Annotated in this window: 25 protein-coding genes; 18 read left to right on the top strand and 7 right to left on the bottom strand. The window is 35.0% G+C overall.

Going from position 1 to position 23,517, the window contains the following annotated elements; translation table 11 throughout:
• Positions 1 to 3: 3 nt before the first annotated feature.
• From ACM26V_RS01825 to ACM26V_RS01840, 4 genes are all read left to right on the top strand, one after another.
• Positions 4 to 630: a cyclase family protein gene (locus ACM26V_RS01825; protein ID WP_416149760.1), complete on the top strand. Its 627-nt coding sequence runs from the start codon at positions 4 to 6 to the stop codon at positions 628 to 630.
• A gap of 157 nt (positions 631 to 787) precedes the next feature.
• Positions 788 to 2,644, top strand: coding sequence for an SLC13 family permease (locus tag ACM26V_RS01830; RefSeq protein WP_416149761.1), 1,857 nt, complete (start codon positions 788 to 790; stop codon positions 2,642 to 2,644).
• A gap of 98 nt (positions 2,645 to 2,742) precedes the next feature.
• Positions 2,743 to 3,075 (top strand): thioredoxin family protein, encoded by a 333-nt coding sequence (locus ACM26V_RS01835; RefSeq protein WP_416149762.1) that lies wholly within the window; start codon positions 2,743 to 2,745, stop codon positions 3,073 to 3,075.
• Positions 3,075 to 3,497, top strand: coding sequence for a TlpA disulfide reductase family protein (locus tag ACM26V_RS01840; RefSeq protein ID WP_416149763.1), 423 nt, complete (start codon positions 3,075 to 3,077; stop codon positions 3,495 to 3,497). Before ACM26V_RS01835 ends, ACM26V_RS01840 begins: the two co-directional genes overlap by 1 nt.
• 106 nt (positions 3,498 to 3,603) lie before the next feature.
• Here ACM26V_RS01840 and ACM26V_RS01845 read toward each other — a convergent pair whose 3' ends face one another.
• Positions 3,604 to 4,335: a metallophosphoesterase family protein gene (locus ACM26V_RS01845; protein WP_416149764.1), complete on the bottom strand. Its 732-nt coding sequence runs from the start codon at positions 4,333 to 4,335 to the stop codon at positions 3,604 to 3,606.
• Between the two features lie 142 nt (positions 4,336 to 4,477).
• On the opposite strand from ACM26V_RS01845, the gene ACM26V_RS01850 reads away from it, so the two are divergent.
• From ACM26V_RS01850 to ACM26V_RS01865, 4 genes are all read left to right on the top strand, one after another.
• On the top strand, positions 4,478 to 5,602 hold the full coding sequence (locus ACM26V_RS01850) for a conserved virulence factor C family protein (RefSeq protein WP_416149765.1): 1,125 nt from the start codon (positions 4,478 to 4,480) through the stop codon (positions 5,600 to 5,602).
• A 275-nt stretch (positions 5,603 to 5,877) separates the two neighbouring features.
• Positions 5,878 to 6,087, top strand: a complete 210-nt coding sequence (locus tag ACM26V_RS01855) for a hypothetical protein (protein ID WP_416149766.1) — start codon at positions 5,878 to 5,880, stop codon at positions 6,085 to 6,087.
• Positions 6,087 to 6,596, top strand: a complete 510-nt coding sequence (locus tag ACM26V_RS01860) for a PH domain-containing protein (protein ID WP_416149767.1) — start codon at positions 6,087 to 6,089, stop codon at positions 6,594 to 6,596. The genes ACM26V_RS01855 and ACM26V_RS01860 overlap by 1 nt, the downstream gene beginning before the upstream one ends.
• Positions 6,589 to 8,199 carry a PH domain-containing protein gene (locus ACM26V_RS01865; RefSeq protein ID WP_416149768.1) on the top strand — a complete coding sequence of 537 codons (1,611 nt, stop codon included), beginning with the start codon at positions 6,589 to 6,591 and terminating at the stop codon, positions 8,197 to 8,199. Before ACM26V_RS01860 ends, ACM26V_RS01865 begins: the two co-directional genes overlap by 8 nt.
• Before the next feature lie 161 nt (positions 8,200 to 8,360).
• Here the strand turns inward: ACM26V_RS01865 and ACM26V_RS01870 are convergent, their stop codons facing one another.
• Positions 8,361 to 9,320 (bottom strand): DUF2777 family protein, encoded by a 960-nt coding sequence (locus ACM26V_RS01870; protein WP_416149769.1) that lies wholly within the window; start codon positions 9,318 to 9,320, stop codon positions 8,361 to 8,363.
• 502 nt (positions 9,321 to 9,822) lie between these two features.
• Between ACM26V_RS01870 and sigI the strand changes: the two genes are divergently transcribed.
• The gene (sigI, locus tag ACM26V_RS01875; RefSeq protein ID WP_416149770.1) at positions 9,823 to 10,563 is read left to right on the top strand and encodes an RNA polymerase sigma-I factor; all 741 of its coding nucleotides are present in this window, start codon (positions 9,823 to 9,825) and stop codon (positions 10,561 to 10,563) included.
• A 17-nt stretch (positions 10,564 to 10,580) separates the two neighbouring features.
• Positions 10,581 to 11,684, top strand: a complete 1,104-nt coding sequence (locus ACM26V_RS01880; RefSeq protein WP_416149771.1) for an anti-sigma factor domain-containing protein — start codon at positions 10,581 to 10,583, stop codon at positions 11,682 to 11,684.
• Positions 11,685 to 11,787: 103 nt separating this feature from the next.
• On the opposite strand, the gene ACM26V_RS01885 is transcribed toward ACM26V_RS01880, so the two are convergent.
• Both ACM26V_RS01885 and ACM26V_RS01890 read right to left on the bottom strand, forming a co-directional pair.
• On the bottom strand, positions 11,788 to 12,717 hold the full coding sequence (locus ACM26V_RS01885; RefSeq protein WP_416149772.1) for a hypothetical protein: 930 nt from the start codon (positions 12,715 to 12,717) through the stop codon (positions 11,788 to 11,790).
• A gap of 27 nt (positions 12,718 to 12,744) precedes the next feature.
• The gene (locus ACM26V_RS01890; protein ID WP_416149773.1) at positions 12,745 to 13,800 is read right to left on the bottom strand and encodes a toxic anion resistance protein; all 1,056 of its coding nucleotides are present in this window, start codon (positions 13,798 to 13,800) and stop codon (positions 12,745 to 12,747) included.
• A 515-nt stretch (positions 13,801 to 14,315) separates the two neighbouring features.
• Here ACM26V_RS01890 and ACM26V_RS01895 point away from each other — a divergent pair.
• From ACM26V_RS01895 to ACM26V_RS01905, 3 genes are read left to right on the top strand one after another with little or no spacing between them, the layout of a single operon-like run.
• Complete coding sequence (locus ACM26V_RS01895) at positions 14,316 to 15,701, top strand: GGDEF domain-containing protein (protein ID WP_416149774.1); 1,386 nt, start codon at positions 14,316 to 14,318, stop codon at positions 15,699 to 15,701.
• Positions 15,702 to 15,722: 21 nt separating this feature from the next.
• Positions 15,723 to 16,241, top strand: coding sequence for a hypothetical protein (locus ACM26V_RS01900; protein WP_416149775.1), 519 nt, complete (start codon positions 15,723 to 15,725; stop codon positions 16,239 to 16,241).
• A 45-nt stretch (positions 16,242 to 16,286) separates the two neighbouring features.
• Positions 16,287 to 17,039: an NRDE family protein gene (locus tag ACM26V_RS01905; RefSeq protein ID WP_416149776.1), complete on the top strand. Its 753-nt coding sequence runs from the start codon at positions 16,287 to 16,289 to the stop codon at positions 17,037 to 17,039.
• Here ACM26V_RS01905 and ACM26V_RS01910 read toward each other — a convergent pair.
• Complete coding sequence (locus ACM26V_RS01910; RefSeq protein WP_416149778.1) at positions 17,026 to 17,922, bottom strand: diacylglycerol/lipid kinase family protein; 897 nt, start codon at positions 17,920 to 17,922, stop codon at positions 17,026 to 17,028. The genes ACM26V_RS01905 and ACM26V_RS01910 overlap by 14 nt on opposite strands.
• 130 nt (positions 17,923 to 18,052) lie before the next feature.
• Here ACM26V_RS01910 and ACM26V_RS01915 point away from each other — a divergent pair, with 130 nt between their 5' ends.
• The 4 genes from ACM26V_RS01915 to ACM26V_RS01930 all read left to right on the top strand — a co-directional run bounded on the left by ACM26V_RS01915 (position 18,053) and on the right by ACM26V_RS01930 (position 20,775).
• On the top strand, positions 18,053 to 18,436 hold the full coding sequence (locus tag ACM26V_RS01915) for a hypothetical protein (protein ID WP_416149779.1): 384 nt from the start codon (positions 18,053 to 18,055) through the stop codon (positions 18,434 to 18,436).
• A 200-nt stretch (positions 18,437 to 18,636) separates the two neighbouring features.
• Positions 18,637 to 18,840, top strand: a complete 204-nt coding sequence (locus ACM26V_RS01920) for a twin-arginine translocase TatA/TatE family subunit (RefSeq protein ID WP_416149780.1) — start codon at positions 18,637 to 18,639, stop codon at positions 18,838 to 18,840.
• 73 nt (positions 18,841 to 18,913) lie between these two features.
• Positions 18,914 to 19,642, top strand: coding sequence for a twin-arginine translocase subunit TatC (tatC, locus tag ACM26V_RS01925; protein ID WP_416149781.1), 729 nt, complete (start codon positions 18,914 to 18,916; stop codon positions 19,640 to 19,642).
• Positions 19,643 to 19,839: 197 nt separating this feature from the next.
• On the top strand, positions 19,840 to 20,775 hold the full coding sequence (locus tag ACM26V_RS01930) for a hypothetical protein (protein WP_416149782.1): 936 nt from the start codon (positions 19,840 to 19,842) through the stop codon (positions 20,773 to 20,775).
• 133 nt (positions 20,776 to 20,908) lie between these two features.
• Here ACM26V_RS01930 and ACM26V_RS01935 read toward each other — a convergent pair whose 3' ends face one another.
• Both ACM26V_RS01935 and ACM26V_RS01940 read right to left on the bottom strand, forming a co-directional pair.
• Complete coding sequence (locus ACM26V_RS01935) at positions 20,909 to 21,574, bottom strand: deoxynucleoside kinase (RefSeq protein ID WP_416149783.1); 666 nt, start codon at positions 21,572 to 21,574, stop codon at positions 20,909 to 20,911.
• A gap of 18 nt (positions 21,575 to 21,592) precedes the next feature.
• Positions 21,593 to 22,243 (bottom strand): deoxynucleoside kinase, encoded by a 651-nt coding sequence (locus ACM26V_RS01940; protein WP_416149784.1) that lies wholly within the window; start codon positions 22,241 to 22,243, stop codon positions 21,593 to 21,595.
• Between the two features lie 259 nt (positions 22,244 to 22,502).
• Here ACM26V_RS01940 and ACM26V_RS01945 point away from each other — a divergent pair, with 259 nt between their 5' ends.
• Positions 22,503 to 23,351 (top strand): DegV family protein, encoded by an 849-nt coding sequence (locus ACM26V_RS01945; protein ID WP_416149785.1) that lies wholly within the window; start codon positions 22,503 to 22,505, stop codon positions 23,349 to 23,351.
• Positions 23,352 to 23,517: the final 166 nt, after the last annotated feature.

A 23,517-nucleotide genomic window follows, 5' to 3' on the forward strand; every position in this document is an offset into this window, starting at 1 on the left:
TAAATGAAATATATTGATATTACAAGACCTTTATTTGAAGGAATGAAAGTTTGGCCAGGTGATTACGATTTCAAATTTACATCCTCGATGTCGATAAGAAAAGGCGATAACGTAAATGTTGGCAAAATTGAAATGAGTACTCATACAGGCACTCATTTAGATGCTCCATACCATTATGATGAAGACGGCATAACGATAGATGAGATTCCGCTAGATGCTGTATGTGGTGAATGCCTCGTAGTTGAAACAGGGACGGTTTCTGTAATCGATGAAGAGGTAATTAATACAATGGATCTTAAAGGAATAACGAAAATATTATTTAAAACAACGAAGAATGAAGAGGTCTATAATTATGATCATTTTCCGGTTATTTCAGAAAAGGCGGCTATTAGTTTGAGTGAAATTGGGGTTCAGTTAATTGGAACCGATGCACCATCAGTTGACCCACTAACCAGCAAATCGCTCGATGCACATCATGCTTTTAAAAGAGGTGGGGTGTTTATTCTTGAGGGAGTAGATTTACATCATGTAGCGGCTGGAATTTATGATCTGATTGCACTTCCGCTAAAGTTAGAAGGTGGCGATGGATCGCCAGTAAGAGCCTTATTAAAAGAAATCAAACGTTCATAACCTTGTAATATTTTTCCTTCGTTAGACTTGCAGTACTGATTTATAATGAAGTTATAGAGATTGTTTCCATTATTAAATGGGGTAATCTCTTTTTTTAACACAATTTGTGAAAAGATTCACATTATTTCATACGTCAATATAATGTTGAGGTGGGAAAATGAGTTTAGACTTGATGTTAACGTTTATTGTATTGGTTGTTACAACAGTATTTTTTGCGTGGGGAAAGCTTCGTTCTGATGTTGTAGCACTATTATCACTGCTTACGTTGTTATTGTTAGGTATTATTACAACCGAAGAGGCGCTCAGTGGTTTTTCCAATAGTCTTGTGATCATGATAGCAGGACTGTTTATTGTTGGTGGTGGAATTTTCCGAACAGGTTTAGCGGAAGCAGCGGGCAAACAGACAATGAAGTTGGGGAGAGGCAAGCCATTTTTATTATTAATCATGCTTATGATTTTAGTTGCTGTTCTAAGTGCATTTATGAGTAACACAGGAACGGTAGCAGTTCTTATGCCTGTTATAATAAGTGTTTCGATGAAAATGAAGATAAGCCCATCACGATTTCTTATGCCAGTAGCATTTGCTAGTAGCTTAGGCGGGGTATTGACCTTAATTGGGACGCCTCCAAATTTAATTGCTAGTCAGACATTGGCAGACTATGGATATGAAAGATTGAGTTTTTTTGCCTTTACTCCTATTGGACTTGTAGCGTTAACAACGGGTATCATTTTCCTAGCTTTATTCGGAAGAAAATTAATTCCGGAGAGAATTGCTGTTAGAGGGGATGATTCAGCAGAAGCGACACCTGGTGAATTAATGAAATTGTATGGGTTGAATGATAAAATTTATCAAATTGTTATTCCACTTGACAATGATCAGTTAACAGGTGAAAGATTAAAAGAATTAAAGCTAACGAACCGGTTTGGAATTTATATTTTAACGATTGAACGTAAATGGCGAGATAAAAGAACGTTTCAACCAAAACATATTAGGAAACCAGCAGGAGCAAATACAGTCCTAAAAAAAGGCGACGTCATTAATATCGAAGGTCCTAAAGAAAATGTTGATCACTTCGCAGCTACTTACGGGCTAACTATTCATTCAAAAACAGAAAGAGAAATAAATGGAAGTCTCGTTGATGCTGAGCTCGGAGTAGCTGAAATATTACTTACTCCCCATTCTAAATTCTTAAACGAACAAGTTTGTGACCTTGAGTTTCGCGATAAATATGGATTAAACATCGTTGGTATGAACCGTAAAGGTCGGTATTTTTTTCAACAGTGGGGAAATGAGAAACTTCAGTTTGGTGATGCCTTACTAGTGCAAGGTAATTGGAATAAGATTGAGTTAATATCAAAAGAATTTCAAGATGTGGTTGTTGTAGGACAACCAACAGAACATGCTTCAGATGCTAAGGCTAATGGAAAAGCCCCTATAGCAGCGGGAATTATGATAGTGATGTTAGTGATGATGACATTTGAAATTGTTGCTGCAGTCACTGCTGTTATGATCGCAGCAATGGCAATGGTCTTAACAGGTTGTTTACGAAATATGGATGAAGCATACTCGAGGATTAACTGGGAAAGTGTCTTACTAATCGCGGGGATGTTGCCGATGGCTATTGCACTTGAAAAAACGGGAGGAGTTCAACATTTATCAGATATATTTATTAAAGTACTCGGAGAACTAGGCCCATTAGCTGTAGTAGCAGGATTCTACTTTTTCACAATGTTGTTTAGTCAATTCATTAGTAACACAGCAACTGCTGTATTATTCGCACCGATAGCGATTACGACAGCAATTCAACTAGGAGTTAGTCCATACCCTTTTCTAATTGCTGTTTCTGTTGCAGCGAGTATGGCCTTCGCAACCCCTGTTGCGTCGCCTCCAAATGCCTTAGTGATGACAGCGGGAGGTTATTCATTCATGGACTTCATTAAAGTAGGTGTGCCTCTGCAGGTGATTTTATTTATTGTAATGATGATAGCAATTCCGTTGTTCTTTCCTTTTTAAACAAAATTTCTAACAAAAATCAAAAAAATATTCACCCTACTTTTGTCCTTCTTCTTGCTATGCTATAGTTAAAATTAATTAAAAAGAGAGGTGACAAGATGAAGAGGGTGAATAGTCGTGAAATACTGATTAATAAAATTGAAACAGATGCAACACTTTGGGTCTTTTTATACGCGCCGATGTGTGGGACGTGTGAAATTGCTAGATCATTTATTACGATGGTTGAAAAAGTGAAAGAAATCGAGTTTGTTTGCGAAATGGATTTGAACTTAGCTAAAGATCAAGCGCGTGAATGGGAAATTGAAAGTGTCCCTTGTCTTGTCGAGTTTTCTCATGGCGAAATACAACAAAAATTATATGCATTTGAGTCTGTATCAACTGTATTTGAGTTTATTAATCATCAAAAATTAGTAAAGAAAGGTGATCAATAATGGTTGCGCCAAATTTTTCATTGAAAGATATGCATTCAAGTAAGGAATATTCTTTACAGTATTATCAGAATCAAGCGCTGTTAATAACGTTTTGGGTTTCTTGGTGTCCAGATTGTCAAAGAGACCTTGCGAATAAAGAACAGTTATATAAGTCTATGAGGACGAATGATTTAGAGATGTTGATGATCCATGTATCAGGACGTGAAGGGTCAGAAGATGCAGGAGAAACTTATTATAAAGAGAATAACTTCACTTTTCCTGTTCTCAAAGATGAGGGAACAAAAGTGTATGACACTTATCAGTGTATGTCCGTTCCGACGACATTTTTGTTAAATAAAGACCATGAAATTGTCGGAAGATTTAATGACAAAGCTTCGTTTCAACAAATGATTAAAGAAATAGGGGTTGTACTGTCGTCCTAGTTAAGTCCCAAAAGGATTCAGATCTAAACATATAAAAGGCTATCTGATAAGATTTTATTCTTATCAGATAGCCTTTGCATAAGTAACATCATCCTTGGAATGGCGATTAAGGTTTCATTGCACTGCGGTATATCCCTTTAATTAAATCTCTAGCGTTTTCTGGATAATTTTCGTCATCTAAATCAGCACAAGCCTGGTCAATGTCGTATTTAACACGTCTAAATTGTAATTGAATATCATCTCCAAACCGATCAAAGATAAGGTAAGAAGCACGGGGATCACCGTCAAATGGTAATCCAACGCTACCTGTATTTATTATTTTTTTTCCGGAAAAACTACGCAAAAAAGGAAGGTGAATGTGACCGTATACATAAAAATCAGCACGTTCATTTGCTTGACTAAATTGAGCGAATTGCTCTTTTCCTGCTTGGTCGGAAACGATATCAAATAAGCTAGTAGGTGTCGCGTGACATGCAAATAACTGAGTTTTATTGGTGAGAGGAATTTCAAGAGTTTCAGGTAATGAATTTAAATAGTTTAGATCTTCGTCTGTTAACTTTGATTTTGCCCACGCTTGTTCAGTTTGCATCATTGACAAAGCCTTTTCTGGAACTTCTCCGCTTTTTACACCACGAACTATCCACTCATCTGCATTTCCTTTGATCACTTTTGCATCTAACTCTCTAACTAAGTCAAGACATTGCTTAGGTTTCGCTCCTCTGTATGAAATGTCACCTAAAACTGCGATATGTGTCACGTTAATCTTGGAAATATCTTCTAGTACAGCTCGTAATGCTTGTTCGTTGCCATGTATATCTGATAGTATTGCTAGCTTCATAATTATTGCCTCCATTTTCTTCGTTTCCTCTACTTTACCAAACTCTAAAAATAATGTGAACCAAGCATGCTCATTGGGTTGGTTGTCGCTTTATGGTACGATGAAATTACAACATTAAGATAGTGGAAAGGGGAATACAAACGTGAAAATTATTTCAGTAGAACCAACGCCTAGTCCAAATACAATGAAATTTACTTTAAATGAGTCACTTGCACAAGGAACAGCTAATAATTACACAGATAAAAACAAACACGAAGGTCCATCCTTTGTTAAAGATATTTTTGAAATCGAGGGTGTGAAGGGTGTGTATCATGTTGCGGACTTCATCGCTGTTGAACGAAATGCGAAAGTAGATTGGAAAGTGATCTTACCTAAAGTACGTCATGTTTTTGGTGAAGTTGCTGATGAAGAAGATAGCACAAATGTAGATGATCACTTTGGAGAAGTAACAGTGAATATTCAAGAATTCAAAGGAATTCCGATGCAGGTTAAAGTTAGTGATGGTGAACAAGAGAAGCGTGTGGGGATGCCAGAGCGATTTATTGAATCAGTTGCGAAAGCGACGAAGAAAGATGACAATGTTGTCCTAATGAGAAAGTGGAAAGAAGAACGTCCTCGTTATGGCGACTTGGAAGAAGTAGCAAATGAAGTTGCGGAAGAATTACAAGCAACATTTACGGATGGCCGTTTAAAAGAAATAGTGGAAACGGCAATCGATGCAAACGATAGTTTAACGCTAGAGAAGCCAAAAAAAGAGTGGTTGAAAGTGACGGAAGAGATGCTTGATGAATCCGATTGGAAAAAAAGGTTTGCGATTCTAGAACAAATGAATCCAGAATTAAGTGATCTTGCTGTACTCGAAAAAGCGCTTGCTGACCCTAAGGCTTCGATTAGAAGACTAGCAACCGTATATTTAGGAATGATTGAAGACGATGCTATCATCCCTTATCTAGAAAAAGCATTACAAGACAAGACAGTCACAGTTCGACGAACAGCAGGGGATGCAATGTCAGACATAGGAAGTACGGCTGGGATTCCAGCGATGATTAAATCACTGGAAGATCCAAGCAAACTTGTACGATGGAGAGCGGCAATGTTCCTCTATGAAGTAGGTGATGATTCAGCTATACCTGCTTTAAAAAAAGCTGAGGATGATCCTGAGTTTGAGGTTAGCATGCAAGCAAAGATTGCATCAGCACGTATAGAAGGCGGCGAGGAAGCAAAAGGATCAGTTTGGAAACAAATGACCGAAGCATTTGATGATTAACGTAATATGAAATTCTAAGAAAGTCGATCGTGGTCATTTTATTTGGTCTATTGAATTGTTTTACGAATTTGTTATAAAATATAATATAAAACAAAACCAAGCCAAGCTGATTTAAAGAGCTTGGTTTTGTTTGGAAACAATGGAATGACTATCTATATAAATAACCAGTGTATAGGTCTCAATTTTTAAAGTAAGATGTGCCTTATTAATAAAATATGGAAAAACACTAACAGCTATGATAGCATACAGTTAGCTTATTAAAAGGAGGTAAACGTATGGATCGCGAAAAGATGATGGAAATATTATCGGAAAATAATATGATTGAAATTTTAGAGCTTATTGACGATGCAGAAAGAGGTCACCTTCATGAGTTGGAACTAGCACCTTCGTTAGGTTTATTGAGAGATGAGGATTTAAACAAAGCAGTTTTAGACTACTTGACTAAACAAGGTGTTGAAATTATTTATGTTAATGAGGATGAATAATGCCGATAGAAACTGAAGGAGAACTGAAGATGAGAGTAAAACCAGATCAGCCATTAGCGGTTAAAACATTAAAAGTGTGGAAAATTGTCACCGCATTGTCATCGTTGCTACTAATTGTTTTTCCAGCAGCCTATTGGGGAGCAAGGATGATTTGGGATATTCCAATGTGGCCATTTTATCTTATTATAGCTTTTGTTATCTTAGTAGCAATCATTAATATTTTTATCATTCAAAAGCTACAATGGAGTCGATGGCGTTACAAAATATACGAGAACGAAATTGAATTAATGCATGGTGTTTTCGTTGTTAGAAGAGTAATCATTCCAATGATTCGTGTACAACATGTGGATACAAAACAAGGGCCATTATTACGTCATTACAATCTCGCTACTGTAACGGTGTCAACTGCAGCAACTACGCATGAGATTCCTGGATTGACATTAGAAAAGGCAGATACTGTGAGAGATCATATCGCTCAACTAGCAAGGGAAGCTGATCCTGATGAATGAATGGAAACGACAACATCCAGCAGCTATTTTTATTAGTTTTCTAAGTAACTTAAAACAAATGATCGTTACTTTGATTGCATTGTTTATTTTTGGCCAATCTGCTCAGGGAATGAGTGCTACGGTGTATGTGATTATTTTTGCAGTGATATTATTATTTTCTGTTGGTAATGGGTTTATAAGTTGGTGGAAATTTCACTATTACTTAAAACACGATGAATTACAAATAAAACAAGGATTAATTTTTCGGAAAAATCGCTTTATTCGTAAAGATCGTATTCAAAGTATTGATATCAATGCAAAGCTGATTCAAAGGTTATTTGGATTAGTTGAAGTTCGTATCGAAACAGCTGGTGGGGGAAGTGAACCAGAATTTCGAATTGTTGCATTAAAAAAAGAAGAAGCAGCTAAGATAAAAAAACACCTACTAGCGAAATATCCAGACCATCAAAAAAAAGCTGTTGAACAACAAGGGCCGCTCGAAGAAAATGAGATTACATCTACCAGGGGGGCTATCTCCACTACTCCAGAATCAGCTAATTCAGAGATAGAAACGGAATTTGAACAAAATGATGATTTAACAGAGCAAGTGGAACCTACTATAGAAGAAGAGGATGAAACACCTGATTATAAATGGGAGTTGGGAGCCAAAAGGCTTTTCATTGCAGCAATAACTTCCAGTGGTGTAGGGATTGCCGCTACGTTTATAGCAGCGATCGTTTCTCAAGCTCCACAATTTTTACCGGATTGGCTTTTCGATCAAGTGATAGGTTGGTTTGTTCGATCTAGCTTTATGCTTATTGGTGGAACGCTTGTTTCAATTCTTGTTGCAGCATGGCTGTTTACTTTAATTGGTACAGTCTTAAAATATGGCTTATTTACGTTGACGAAAAAGAAGGATGACATCCATATTTCAAGAGGGGTGTTAGAGCAACGGCAGTTGACATTGAATGCAACGAGAATTACTGCTGTCAGAATCGTTCAGAGTCCAATTAGACAGCTTTTTAATTTTGTCTCTATCTATGTAGAAAGTGCTGGAGGAGGTACGAAGGAAGAGGATTTATCAACTATTTTGACACCCATATGTAAGCGAAGTGAAGTGGAAGGGATCCTCAAAGAAATTATTCCTGAATTTTCATTTACACCAAGTTATGAAGGACTTCCAAAAGAGAGTTTACGGAGGTATATGATTAAGTTAATTGTCCCGACACTTATTGTAGCGGGGGCGGTAACATATTTTATTCCTTATGGATGGATTGCATTTGTATTGCCTGTAATAGCAGCAGTACTCGGTTACGTTCAATATCGCTCAGCAGGAATATCACAACAAGAAGATTTTCTTTGTATAAAGTCGCGAGTGTTTGCTAAGACTGAAGTGCTTTTACCGAGGCGCAGAATTCAAGACGTAGAAACGTCGCAAAATGTCTTACAAAAATTTGATGATTTGTATACGATTCATGTTGCAGTGCTAACTAGCATGGTTGGGAAAACATTCTCTCTTCGCCATGTCAGTGGAAAGCAAGTAGAAGCAGGATATTTGTGGTATTCTTATGAAGAATTATTAAAGAATCAAGAAAAAACATCTGGAATTCACGAGAACTCGTGAATACAGATGTCTTTTTTTATTAAAAATTATAGTGTTAACTAGATTTAATAAACGTAGTGAATCACTAGAGATGTTTCGTTCCATTACTTACCTAGATGTCCTAATTTTCCTGAACCTATCTCCTGATTATGTGTCGCTATTCAAAGTAATTTAAGTTCTAATTAATCCTTTGAAAACTGTGTGGCATAAGTAGTTAATACTCGTTCACCTTTATCAGATGTAAATTCAAATCTATCAAATGTAATATCATCATCGTCTTCCAAAATCGTCCGCTCATAATGATGCTGGACAAGAAATTGAGTTGTTGTATTCGCATATGATATGAAATTAACACCTGAGAAGGACTTATGCTTGAATGAACTTAAAAGTTGAATAAGGAGAGAATTGTGACAGTAAACGGAATGCTCGTGTCCAATTCCTAACTTTTGCAAGCCGCTCTCTAATGCTTGTAAAGCAGGCGTTTCAAGTTCGTTTGTTAATATTCTGTATGGATCAAATTGTGATTTATTTAATCTAACTGTTGACCCGTGTTTTAATTCAACCTCTTCATCTTCACCTGTTTGAAAGGTAAAGTCACTAATGTAAAACGACGGTTTCCATTTTCCGTTGATTTTCACTTCAAATTCAAAAGGACATCCATTTAAAGAGAGAGATTCTTTTTTGACTTCGTCGTAAATATATAACTCTCGTCCTTTTTTTACTAATTGATAGTAAACAAATGAATCTTCAAAAATTAAATGCTCCGAACCAATTTTTCTAAGTTCTTGTTGTATGTGAGCTAATGCTTTATCATATTGATCATTTTCCTCTCTAACTTCGTCCCACTTTGTCTTTAAAGAAGACGCCAATGATTCTTTAAATGTTTGCTCTAGCGGTTCAGTTAAAGGATGGATTTGCTTTCCTGGGACTTCAACGATTTGATTTTCATCGTAAAGGAGGGAGTGCACATGATCTGATAAATTGGAAGGGTATGTTAGAACTCCTGTAATGCGCACTTTTCCTCGCCATGGAGTGTTAGGTTGGGTAATCATTTGTTCCAAGATCGCAGTGTACTGTCCATTATCAACTTGGTCAATAAGTACCTGGCGACCAATATACTGTTTTGCTTCCGTTCGATTCATAAGAAACCTCACTTTAATAAATTTTCATTTAATAATCGATATTCAAGATACTGTATAATTCTTATTATACTATCATTTCTTGCAAAACGACACCCTTGATAATCTAAAAATAATAATCAACTTTGAGTTATAAATTTAATAGCTAACTGAGTGATATGGAGTGATTATGACAACGCATCTCTTGTTTTTAACACATATAACGATTCTAAAGTCTTGGTTCTTTAATCTTACCTGATAAAATTATAATTGCTGATTAATACGGTAAGTTCATTCTACAAATCAAGTTGTACCAGGGGATTGTATTTTTTTAGAACCTAGTTTGTATAAGAAATATAATAACTCGTCATCGTTTTGTAAAGCAGCTAACATTAAAACGTAATCGATAGTTAGGGACAAGGTCTCCTGCTACAAGACCAAAATATGATTATGATGTTATAATGCCCCCCCTTAAATTGTAGAGATGGGTCGAATACAATATTGAACACATAGTGAGGTGTTTGTTGTGCTAAAGCGCCTTTTAGCCAAACCAAAACAAAACGATGACATAAATGCGACGATAAAATTGATACAAACTGGTAATGATGAAGCTGAAAATGACTTAATAAACCAATACATTCCATTTATTCGTAAAGTAACAGCAAGTGTTTGTAAAAGATACATAGATCCTAATATTGACGATGAATTTAGTATTGCGATGATTGCATTTAGTGAAGCGATTAACAAGTATCATCCAGAAAAAGGAAGTTCATTCTTGTCTTTTTCAAGTTTAGTTATGAAAAGAAGAGTAATTGATTATATTCGAATGGAACAACGAAAAAAAACATTTCTTTCATTAGATTACAAAGAGGAAGACATGGAAAACGTAGAGAATGTTGCAGAAATATCTGCCTCTTTTAAAGATTATTATCAAGAAATAGAAAGTGAACATCGTAGAGAAGAGATTCGTCATTTTCAAGAAAGATTATCATCTTTTGAAATTCAAATAACAGAAGTAGCTGATCAATGTCCAAAACATTTGGATGCTCGTAAGAATATGGTTGAAATTTCTAAAATAATCATAGAAAATGAAGTATTATTGAAAATTCTTATGCAAAAGAAGCGTCTACCAGTGAAGCAATTAATGAGCTATATTTCGATGAGTCGTAAAACTTTAGAAAGAAACCGCAAATATATTATTGCGCTAGTTATTGTGATGATGGAAGACTATCAATATCTAAAGGATTATTTGAGGGAGTGGTTATAGTGAAAAAAGGGGTCGTCATGGAGATCAGAAACAAAAATATGATTGTCCTGACGGAAAAAGGGGAATTTATCCGAGCAAAGACGAAAGCAAATGTGGGCATAGGTGAGGAAGTGTCTTTCTCACCAATACCACTTTATCAATTTTCGACTTTTTTTGAACGGAAGATTTATAGTGTTCCTATTGCTTCTGCACTTGCACTTTTACTTATTTTTCCTATTTCTTCTTTGTTTCAAACGTCTACAGTGTATGGGGTTGTCTCGTTGGATATGAACCCAAGTATTGAGTTAGCTGTAAATGATCATTATGAAATTGTATCAACGGTTGGTTATAACGAAAAAGGAAAGTCATTGTTAAAAAATATTGAAAATTCTTTAGAAGGAATGACCTTTTTAAATGCGGCAAGCGAATTGTTACAAGAAGGATATGATCAAGGGATGATTGGAGATACAAATGCGATTTACTTCAGTTCAGCTCTATCCTTTTATGATGAGTTAAACCTTGAATCTTGGTCCATTTCCATTTCAGATGAATATAATTTTGATGTATACTCGATTTTGGTAGAAGAGCCGCTTGCTAAAGAAGCTCAAGAGCTTTCTATCTCTCCTGCTAAACTACTTTTACAATCTAACGTGGAGTCAGATAAATTTGATTCTTTAGAACTGAGTAATACACCAATGCAAGAAATCGAACAAAATTTTGGTCAATCATTCGATGACATGACTAATGTTGAAAGTGTTTTAGATATATCTAAAAATAAAGATGACTATAAGGAAGAATTAGAGGACACATCTAAAGATGATTCTTCTAGCAATGAAGTTCGTAAAGCTGAACTAGAACCTGAAAATAGTGAAAGTGATGGAAATAAAGATGAGAAAAAAGATGCACCCTTAAACCCATCTGGGAAAAAGTCACACCCTCATAAGCAAGAGCATCCAGGAAAGGGAAATGTAGACGAGAAGGACCAAAAACTAAACAAAAATACCAAAGATAATAAAGATAACAAGGAAAATAAATCGAATAATGGAAAAAAGAATTCATCTAATGGCGAAGTTGGCGAGGCAAACGGAAAAGAGAAAGAGAAAGGAAAACCAACTCATGCCGGGGGAAAAAAATCGAATTAAATAATAATAATATTACAATTAACAAATTTCTTATTTTAACCATAAATACGAAAACATGAAAGATATAAAACATCCAATCAAAAAAAGGTGTAAACCTAAATGGTTACATCTTTTTTTGATCGCTATTAGGATCATATCTCAGCTCATTAAGTTTTAATAAATAGTTCATTCTTTCCATTCGAGTTGATTGTAAGTCATTAGCTTGTCTTTGTAAGAAACTTCTCATATTTTTTAAGGAAGTGACCATTTCTAGAAAAGCATTGCTTTTTTGTTCATTGGTAAGTGAATCATAAGTGTTTAATAAATTTGGTAAATCGTGTTGAATCATCCTTTTCATATGGTGTTTTTCTTCTAGATCTAGTAATTGAAATTCTTCTGTACAACGCCCAATTTCAGTTACAAGATCTTGTAGTATTTTGTCAACTTTAGCATCAATCGTTCTGAATTGTTTGTACGTATGATCTACAGAACTCATAAGTGCTTTAATTTGATCATGATGATCTTTCGTCGGCTCTAGCTGCTGCTCTTCTATAGCAGATGTGGGAGCAACAATGTTTTCTGTTGATTCCCCAGAAAGAGATAAATCAAGGCGATGTAAATGATGAAATAACGATAAAAATAAAGGGTGTCTGCGAACATTTCTGACAACTGTTTTTCCTTGTAATTGGAAGTAGATCGTTGAATCAATGACTTTACCAAAACCATTTTCCTGTTTAATGTTTTTTCTGAAGATCGTAATATAGACTCTCTTTTTGATATTAGAAGAAGATTTATTTGTGTCAACCATTTCAACATGAATTTTTTTCTGTTTAATTTTTATCTTATAAGCAAACCCTTGGATGCTCCGTTTAAATGTTTTATTTAATCGTGGCAACTCGGAAAGAGCGGAAAGGTCAGAAATAAATTCTTCTGCTTCAAAAACAAATTCTTTCGTATGTTGATTTTGTAAGTTAGGTTCGTTTAATGGTTTCATATAGTTCGGTAATAGTGGAATGATCCAACTCTGTTCTATTAGTCGCTCTCGCCAATTCAAAGGGTTCCCCCCCATTCAATGTGTCTTCTATTTTAATAGTTTATGTTCCATTTGCTCGTTTAATTGTTCCATTTCAGTTATAAATTGCTTACTGGATTCAATAATTCGCGTATTTGATTGCTCAGTCATTTCAATTGCAGAATAGACATCTTCATACGCTTTCTTAAAAGATTCCATTGCAATAGCAGGTTCTTCAAGAGTTTTTAATGTTTCTTCCGTATTTGATTTAAGCATTTCTGCATTATTTAGAAGCATTGATTCCGTAGATTTATTCACATTGTTCACAGCATCTATCACTCTTTTTTGATTACTTAGGGAGAGTTGAATTGCAGCTGTGACGGTTATGATGTTTTTCGTCATCGTAATCGCATTGAAGATTGCTTCTTCTAGTTTATCATTATTTTCGACAATGATATCTACAGATGCCAATGATTGCTGGAGGACGAGTACAGCTTGCTGCATATTTTTCACTCTTGAAAGTACTTTTTGTTGTCCCTTCTGAATAGGAGAGGGATCATCTTTCCACTCGTCTTTTAAGAGTTCTTCCTCGAGCATTCCGTTTAATTGTTTACCAACTGCAACCTGCTCATTCAATCCTTTGATACGGTCTCTAGCAATGTCTTTTAATTGATGAAGCATAACCGTATCTTCTTCCAAACGATCTTTGCCGTGAAGTAGCGCTTCAATTATCGTTTCAACTTCTGATTCAATTGATTGGTATTTTCTAGCATACTTCTCAGCTGGACTTTTTCGAATGATTTTTGTTAAGAATTGTTTGACCTTTCCTTGTTGTAAGTAATTTGGTTCTAATTCAGATACAACATCTTTTAATTTTGAAAGCTGATCAGGCAACTCATGATTAGGATCGTTCATCATATCACTAACGGGGCGTTTTAAAGCTTCTAGAGATTCACCTGCTTTTTCCTGTTCACGAGCACCTAATTTGCCGATTGAGTTTAGCACTTGATCCAAGCTTTCTTGTGAACGAATTTTATCTACGTATTCTGTTGCTGCGTTTTCATTAGAGTTTTCTGGATTTTGATTCATTGAAGTTGCGGCTTCTGTGTCGTTATTTTGATTCATATTTATTACCTCCACTTTTTAGGGGATTGATGAAATTAGAGAACATGCTCGTTGCTTATTAGCTGCATAATAAATTCAAGCTGCATAGAAACAAATTAATGAAGAGAATTTATAAATGATTTCCTCTGTTAATCTTTACGAAATATGTGATAAAAGGTTTCAATACTATGCTTCTCTTTAATTATACAGGTATTATCATATCTAAACAATTATAGATAAAGAATGATAAATATAAGTTATTATTGGCTTTATGGTACAATAGTACGATAGTACGAAATATTGATTCCACCATATAGGAATTTATGCAAACGATTGTATTGAGTTTAAATACTTTAAAAGATTGCCTTATTTTACTCGTTACTTGGAGGTATATAAAAATGATTCCATTGCTCGTTATTTTTTTAAATACAATTTTTTTCATATTTATAAATATTATTAGATTTAAATTTAACGAGAGTTACAATAAGTTTATTTTCACACTAGTTGGATGTTTTTTTACATTTGTTAATTGCTTTGTGTTAGGTTTTGAGAATGCATACTGGCTAGGATTGTTCATTTTGTTCGTGTTGTCAGCTTCCTATAAGTGGATAGGCTCACTTGTTGGTTCAACGGTATTAGTGGCACTTTATTATATATACGATTTGTACGATGGTGAGGCTTTTCTATACATAGCAGGAGGGTATTTACTATTTTCAATTGTAATTACGGGAACGTTTCAATATTTTGATCACCAAAATGAACGTTTGAATCGATGGCAAAATTTCTTTAACAAGCAGTCTAAAAATTTACATGTACTAAGAGAAGTATCATTAGCTTTACAAAGTACCTTAAAAGTAGACAAAATAATGCACATTTTTTTAACTGCTGTTACAGCAGGGTACGGACTAGGTTTTAATCGTGCATTTATTTTATTGCAAGATGGTAAGGATTCTAGTATTTTTAATGGGCGCTTAGCTATTGGGCCACTTAGTGTCGAAGAAGGGCATGTCATTTGGGAAAATGTTGTCAGCAAAAAATTGACGTTACGGGATTTTATTAAACTGCAACGAGAAGCTGAGATGAATGATGAGGAATTAAATACTATGATTCGGTCTTATCATTTTAAAATTAAGTCAAATCACCGGATATGCAACCAAGTTTTAACTGAAAAAGAACCTATTATTGTTGATGACCATTTTATTGAATCAGATGAACTGTTGCAATCCATTAAAGAAAAGTTCTCAATGAAACAGTTTGCGATAATCCCTTTGCTGACAAGAGGAAAAGTAATTGGGTTGATGATGATTGATAATTTTGTTGATCATAATGTGATCGAATTTGACGATTTAGATAATATTATGCCTCTGGCTACTCAAGGAGCAATGGCGATAGAAAATGCTATTCTCTATGAGCGATCAGAAAGCATGGCAATTGAGGATGCCCTTACAGGTTTGAAAAACAAAAGATTTCTCGACAGGATGTTTCCTCACTTACAGGAATCAGCACAATCAAATAAAACGAATTTAACGGCAATTGTATTAGATATTGACTATTTTAAAATTTTCAATGATACACATGGACATTTATTGGGTAACGATGTTCTCATTCAAATGGGTAGAATTCTATCTGAATCGGTAGATGATGACGACATTGTTTGTCGATTTGGCGGTGAAGAATTTGTTATTTTATTACCGAAAACGAACGCTATTAAGGGAGTGGAGGTTGCCGAAAAGATTCGACAATCAATTTGTAGTCATAACTTCCAAGGGGGAGAGTCACAACCACTTGGTTACGTAACTGCAAGTGTTGGAGTAGCTTCTTACCCTAACTCAACTAAAGATTGTGGGAAGCTAATTCATCTCGCTGATGAAGCTGTATATCAAGCGAAACATTTAGGTCGGAACAGAGTTATTAGTTTATAGCGGTGAGGAGAGTGATCTTGAATGATAGTTTTAGTGATTCTTTCTTGTTTTATTGTAGTAATTTGTTCTGTTATCTTTAGCCGAGTTTTTTCTGAATTTCTTATAAAATGGAAATCAGAAAGCAAGTTTGCTAAATTAAATACAGACATCCAAGATATTCATTACTCTTTTGAAGAATTAACGTATTTCGTATCCCTTCCTAATCGAAACCCGGTGATTTATCATTCTGAATTAAGTCACTTTCAAGCAAAACCTTCATACAGATCATTTATCTTTCCTGTACATGAAGGACTGATAACGACATTGCACAGAGGAAATCAAGACATAAATATCGCTTTTATGAGTGTAGATCAGTTTCGTATTCCGTTGTTGGAGCGTTGGAGGCATGAACGAAAAATCAACGAAAAAGAGTATATGGAAATGAAATCTTATGTGTTGATTCATAAATTAACGCGAGCAGCATTTATTGAAGAAGCTTATAGACAAATTAGAAGAGATGATAGAATTTTATTTGTTGAGGAACCCACTGAGGTTTTTTGAAGTTGTGAAGGATAGTAAGTGTGTAAGTATGAGGAGGACTAATGTATGTGTTTAATCGGAATAGCGTTAGGCGTGTCTGAACAATTCCCCTTTATTCTTTGTGCTAATCGCGATGAATTTTACCACAGACAAACGAAAGAGGCACATTTTTGGGATGAGAACCCATTATTACTAGCTGGAAAAGACCTAGAAAAAGGAGGTACTTGGTTAGGATTATCTGCTTCAGGAGAGTTAGCCGCATTAACAAATGTTAGAAGTGGCGAAACGTCCAAAAGTGTTTCGACTTCAAGAGGTGATATTATTGCTGCTTACTTCAATGATCGAAACAGATTTAAGCGGATATTGAAAGAGAAAGACACGTATGATGGATTTAATTTGTTGTATGGGAATATTCGTGAACTAACATATACGACAAATCAACCGTATGAAGATAAAAAGTTTAAAAAGGGAATCCACGTTTTAAGTAATGCTACACTCAATTCACCGTGGCCAAAAGCACAGAAATTAGAGGCTGATTTGCAAAAGTTACAAGCAAAGAATGAAGAGGAAATGACTCACTATTTATTTGATACCCTTTTTCAAAGAGAGCGATTTACTGACCAAGAGTTACCGAACACTGGAATAGGTATAGATCTTGAAAGGAAACTTTCTCCAATCCATATTCAAACAGATGAATATGGAACGAAAAGCAGTACAGTTATTTTGATTAATCGTCAAGGAACGGTAACATTTGTTGAAAAAACATTTGGCAGTGAGCGAAAACAAGTTACTTATCACTTTCCGGTTAAAAGATCTTAATAGCATCTGATTGAACCGAGATTTTTTGAGGGGTATGGCCGATCTTTTCCCCATCACCTTGAACTAAGACTGGATGTTCTGTTTTGACAGAAAAGCTAGATGATTGAATTTTTGTTACATATGGAAGAAATGTATGTAAGCGTAAAAATACAGTTGGCAAGACGAGTAGCAAGGTGATTACTGATAACCGATGAACGATAATTACTTCTGTTAAACCATCCTGAGGGTTAGCAGAAGGACATATCGGGATACCGCCTCCATAATAAACGGTATTGCCAATTGCTAAAAGCCATACTCGATCAAAGAATTTTTTGCTTCCATCTTGAAACGTTAATTCTGCTTTAAAAGGATGGTACTGTCGAATTAGTGTAAAAAATGTTAGTAAATACGTGAGTTTACTAAGATATATTCGGTTAAGCCATTTTTTTAAAGATGAGCTATTAGTTTTAATTGCGGTTTCAGCATCGATTCCCATTCCAGCTACAGAAAGAACCCGTTTATGATTTACCATTAGTAAATCATATGAGCTAGGCAAACCAGACGTAATTCTATGAAGGGCTTTTTTTTGATTTAATGGTATTTTTAATGCTTTTGCAAAGTCATTTGCAGATCCGGTAGGAATTAATCCAAATGGAACGTTAAAATTGTGTAATTGATTAATTGCTTCATGAAAAGTACCATCTCCGCCAACAATAATAACGCCTTGAATAGCAACTTTATTTAATGAAATGAATCTTTTTACCTGGTCCCAAAGATCTTTTTCTTGATATTTACTTGTATAGTATGGTACAAAAGATATAGATGATTCTTTGTTGTTGAAATAGTTGGGTAACTTTCGAAAATTTTTACGACCAGAGTGGGAATTTACAATGACAATATACATGACGCGGCTCCTTGTTAGATAAGGTCTAGATTTCTTCTTATTTTGTCGTTTATTGTTGTGACTGTAAATTATTATATCATCTTATGAAACTAAGAATGCTTTTATTTTAAAGGAAGAAGGGTCAATATTAATGAAATGGTTTGTTTTAACTGCAACGACGATTATTGCTATCTCTGTTTGGGGAGTTTTTTTAAATATCTTTATACAAGGAGAGGGAAATTCTGTTCATATTGCTGGAAACATCGCGGAAAAGCCGGTGGATGCTGAAAATCAGAGACACTTATTAGGAGAAGGTGAATTGATTGCTGATTTTGTCTTGCGAGACAAACCAGTTGCATTTGAAGAAACTCCTTCTAATAATGAAGGTGGTGGGTTGATAACGAATGATAGAGAAGTAATTTCTTCTACTAATTCCATCAATAATCCCTCTGATGTGAAAGAAGGCGATGGAATTGGATATGGTGAAGGGGTTTCTGTTGATGAGTTGTTAATTCAGTTTTCTAATGATGACTAAAGTATGTATTTTGTTTTAGAAGATATATGTTTATAGTAAAATGAAGTTGGAGACCTTATAATAGAGAGTACAGTCAAACTTAGGCTTATCGAAAAGACTGGCAAGCTAAAGTTGCGATTATCCTATTGCACTCAAAAACGATCATTTGATAGTATAATCACAGAGTGTGTTGATATAGCAGTCAGCTAAGGAGGGGAAACATGCTTTCTAACATTGGAATTCCAGGACTCATATTGGTGTTGGTCATAGCTCTGGTAATTTTTGGACCTAAAAAGCTCCCGGAAATTGGTCGGGCGATGGGCCAGACATTAAAAGAATTTAAGAGTTCTACGAGAGAATTAACGAAAGATGATGACGATGAAAGAGATGGTTCGGATAAGAAGGGTGACAATAAGGATAAATGATAGATGAAGAGGTGTGAGATGCTTTCATCTTGCATCTTTTTACGTTTACGTTTAGTTTAAGGGGAGACATGTCATGTCAGATGAAAACATGAACATATTAGATCATCTTGATGAATTACGAAGAAGAATCATGATTATCTTAGGAATATTTATTGCTCTTTTTATCGGTGTTTTTGTTTTTGTTAGAGATATTTATGATTGGTTCACTAAAGATTTGGATATGACGTTGGCCGTTCTTGGACCATTGGACATTATAATGATTTATTTCACATTAGCTGCCATCATTGCACTAGCTCTAACCGTTCCCGTTATCATTTTTCAAATTTGGTTATTTGTGAAACCTGCTTTAACAGATAAGGAGCAAAAGGCGACGATTATTTACATTCCAGCATCATTTGTATTATTTGTCGGGGGCCTTGCATTTGGTTATTTTGTTGTCATGCCGATTGTATTTGAGTTTTTACTTGATTTAGGAAGTGATACATTTCTCACGATGTTTACGGCGCAACACTATTTTCAATTTGTGCTTCGAATGACCGTTCCATTCAGTATTTTATTTGAGATGCCATTAGTAGTAATGTTTTTAACTAGTATTGGGATCATTACTCCAGATGGTATGAGGAAAAATCGTAAATACGCTTATTTTGCTTTAATTGTCGTTAGTGTATTAATTTCACCACCGGATTTCATTTCGGATGTGTTGGTAATTATTCCATTACTACTCTTATATGAAATTAGTATAACAATGTCGAGAATTATTTATCGGCGCAAAAAAAAGAAACAGGCACAGTCTCACGAATAATAAAATAAGCTATCTGTTTTAGCAACCTTTCCATGGTTAATTTATGGGAAGGTTGTTTTTGCCTTTGTAATATTTTGTGAACGAAATGTCCATAGCCTTTTCAACAAATTGTCAATTATTAAGCATCCATTTAACTCATCTTATAAGATAATTAAGGTGAGACAATTCGTTGTATTCTAGAAAGGTGTGATTTTAAAATGACTAAACAGACGTTTAAATATGCACACAGAATGATGTATAGTCTTGTGATAGCAGTTGGATGCGTGTTTATTTATATTAGTACTGATTACTTATCAAGCTACTTTTTCTCTAATTCACACCATTTATTTTCGATGAATGCTTTGTTTTACATGCTTTTAAGTTACTGGGTAATTATCTTTTTTGTTAGCTTACTTTTTGAACAATTTTTATTATCAATACGTGCGAAAACTATTAGTTTATTTTTTTATTTTTTCTTTTTAACTGGCGCTATACAAGGTCTTGTTCATTACGTTATGCAAACGGAAGTACTTTTTGAATCCCTGCTAATTACATCAATCTTCGTTTCTATTACGAGCGCAGCACTGATCATTAAAGGTTTTCAAAAATCTTCTAGTGAAACAAAGCCATACTTCCAACAAATTTATAGATTCTTCAATCAACGCCATCCATTTGATTGGGCAGTCCGAATTCTAGCTGGAGGAATTCTCCTTTTCATAACATATTACTTGATGAGTAGTATGATTTTTCCATTTATAGAGCCTTACTATAATCAAAAATCATTTCATTTTGGATTATATTTTGAATCGAAGAAACGCATGGCGATGGTAACTCATTCAGTCTTGATGATTCTAGGATTCATTCCAATATTCGCTTTATGGAGAGGGTCTAAGTCGTCCTTGCTATTTTGGCTTGGTTTTCCATTATTTATTGTCGTTGCCTTGCAACCATTTATTTTATACATTCATTGGCCATTAGGTTTTAGGTTTCCAATATTTATTCAGACCACGATGATTATCTATATCCAGACGATTATCCTTGTTCAATTATTATTTATTCCGACGACTGGGAATGAAGAGGATCGGTTTTCTAAATTTTTGTGGTCTAATAATAAATCTTTTGAGAGAGAGTACTATTCAGGAATAAAGGAGTAATGAAGTATAAAAATGGCAGACATAATTTCGTTGTGGCCTGTTTTTGTGGATTTCGAGGTTAATGATATAAAACAGAGAAGGGTGATGGCTTATCTCTGTTTTATCGTCATTCCTAAGAAACTAATTTTCCAAGTTATAAATATTTTCTATCGCTATTAGATTTTTGTAATGCTTCCACCGCCCGGACAATTTGTTTGACAGAGGCAGGATCTTGAGAGTCGTAGTGATCAATGTCCAAGTGCAGAATAGGACATTCTGTAAACTCTGATATCCATGTTTTATAACGTAAATATAGATCTTCCCAAAACGAAACTGGAGTCTTTATTTCCATTTCGCGTCCCCTAATATGAATTCGTTTCATGATGCTATCAAACGAACCGTCGATAAAAATTAATACGTCAGGTTTGGGGAAATAGGGCGACATGACCATCGCTTCAAACAGTGATCGGTATGTATCGTAATCGCGATCTGTCATATTCCCCTGGTCATACTGTAGCTTTGCAAAAATCCCGACATCTTCATAAATACTTCTGTCTTGTACATAACCTAGTCCATCTTCATGCATGTGCTTTTGTTGTTTATATCTTTCTGCTAAAAAATACATTTGTAGATGGAAGGACCATGTCTTAAAGTCTTTATAATAATCTTCTAAGTAGGGATTTCCATCTACTTTTTCAAAAGCAGATTTAAATCCTAATGCACCAGATAACGCATTTGTTAATGTTGATTTACCAACACCCACAGTACCTGCTAGTGTTATAAGAGAATTTGGGTGTAATTGATGATTAATACTTTCCATTTAAGCCACTCCAGTAAATTAAAATAGTGTACGTTTGTTTAGTAGCGCTGTTTTCACTTGATCAATAATTCGTTGGAAATCCTCGTCTTTTTCTATAAAATCGAGTTCATCTCCATTTAACCAAAGGACAGGAATGTGCGGGTAAACACGATGATGTTCCTTCATGAACTGATGATAGTCTGCCGAAAGTTGTTTTAGGTAATCAGGTTCGATTGATTGCTCCATGGTGCGGCCACGTTGCTTAATACGATCAAGTAGTGTCGGAAGATTAGCATGTAAATAAATAATAATATTTGGCATAGGCAAATCATTAGTTAAGATATTATAAATGCGATCGTATTTATCGAAATGTTGCTCTTTTAAAGTTTGTTTTGCAAATAAATGATTTTTAAAAATATGATAATCACTAATTACAGGATAACCTTTTGATAAATAGTGATCGTATGTATCTTCAAGTTGCTTGAATCTATTACATAGGAAAAACATCTCCGTCTGAAAACTCCATTCATGAATATCCTCATAAAACTTTGAAAGGAATGGATTTTCATCGACGATCTCTTTCAATATAGCATACTGGAAATATTCAGAGAGTTTTGTTGCTAAGGAAGTTTTTCCTACACCGATTGGGCCTTCAATAGCAATAAATGGAGCGTCAAATTGATTGCTCAACTTTATCGTTCCTCCTTTCAAAAGAATGTTGAATTCAATATAGCAACGTATAGTTTACCATATAACTTAGCAAAGGTAACGGGGGGGGGGATAGAATTCTTTTTGTATATTTATATGTAATTTAGCAAATGGAACAAATGTAAGAAATCTTCAGAAGCTTGTCGGAGTTTTGGGATATACAGTCACTAAACTTAACAGGGGTAGTAATCTATAGTAAAATAAAGTAATAGATTTTCAAGTAAATAAAGGGGTGTTCAATGTGGGTAAAAATGTGAAGATCGTAACGGATTCGACATTAGATTTATCAACAGAAGAGGTGGATAAGCTTGGTGTTACGGTCGTTCCGCTTTCAGTTACGATTAATGGAAAATCCTATCTAGATGGTGTAGATATTACTTCATCAGAGTTTATTAAACTGCTAGTTGAGTCAGAAGAAACTCCTCAAAGCTCACAACCATCAGCAGGTTCTTTTGTTGAGGTATATGATGAACTTGGTAAGGATGGAAGTTCTGTCTTGTCTATTCATATGACTAATGGAATGAGTGGTACATACGCTTCAGCTAAAACTGCTTCTGACATGACTGAGAGTGATGTGACTGTTGTCGATTCTAAATTTATTTCTGTTGCGCTAGGATTTCAAGTACGTGAAGCAGCAAAGATGGCAAATGAAGGTAAAGGACTGAAAGAAATATTGGATCGCCTTGAAATTGTGAGAAAGAATACTTCCTTGTATATTATGGTGGATACGTTGGAATATCTCGTGAAAGGTGGACGAATTGGAAGAGGGAGTGCTTTTCTAGGTTCGTTGTTAAAAATTAAACCTATCGCATCACTTGATGATGGGGTTTATACACCTGCAAAAAAAGTAAGAACGCATCTCCAAATGATTAAATTTATGAAAAATCAGTTTGAAGAAGAAGCAGCAGGTAAAATTGTAAAAGGGATTGGAATCGCACAAATAGATGCATTGGAATTAGCGAATCAAGTAAAAGATGCAATGAAGGATATCTCAGGGTTTGAGGACGTATCGATTATTGAAACAACACCGATTGTAAGTACTCATACAGGACCAGGGGCATTGGCTTTGATGTATTATTTTGATGAATAGTAAAACAGGCCATAACTTGAAAAATTATGGCCTGTTTTGTGTTGTTTAGGGAGCGATACTGACACAGATAGACGTTCGGGAAACTGTCCTCCATCTTTCTCCTTCAGTGTCCAGAATGGCACTCAATCGGGACACTCGCCTGGATTTTGGTAGAGGAGTGTCCAGA

This window comes from Salipaludibacillus sp. HK11 (genome assembly GCF_047795645.1).
Taxonomy (GTDB): Bacteria; Bacillota; Bacilli; order Bacillales; family Salisediminibacteriaceae; genus Salipaludibacillus.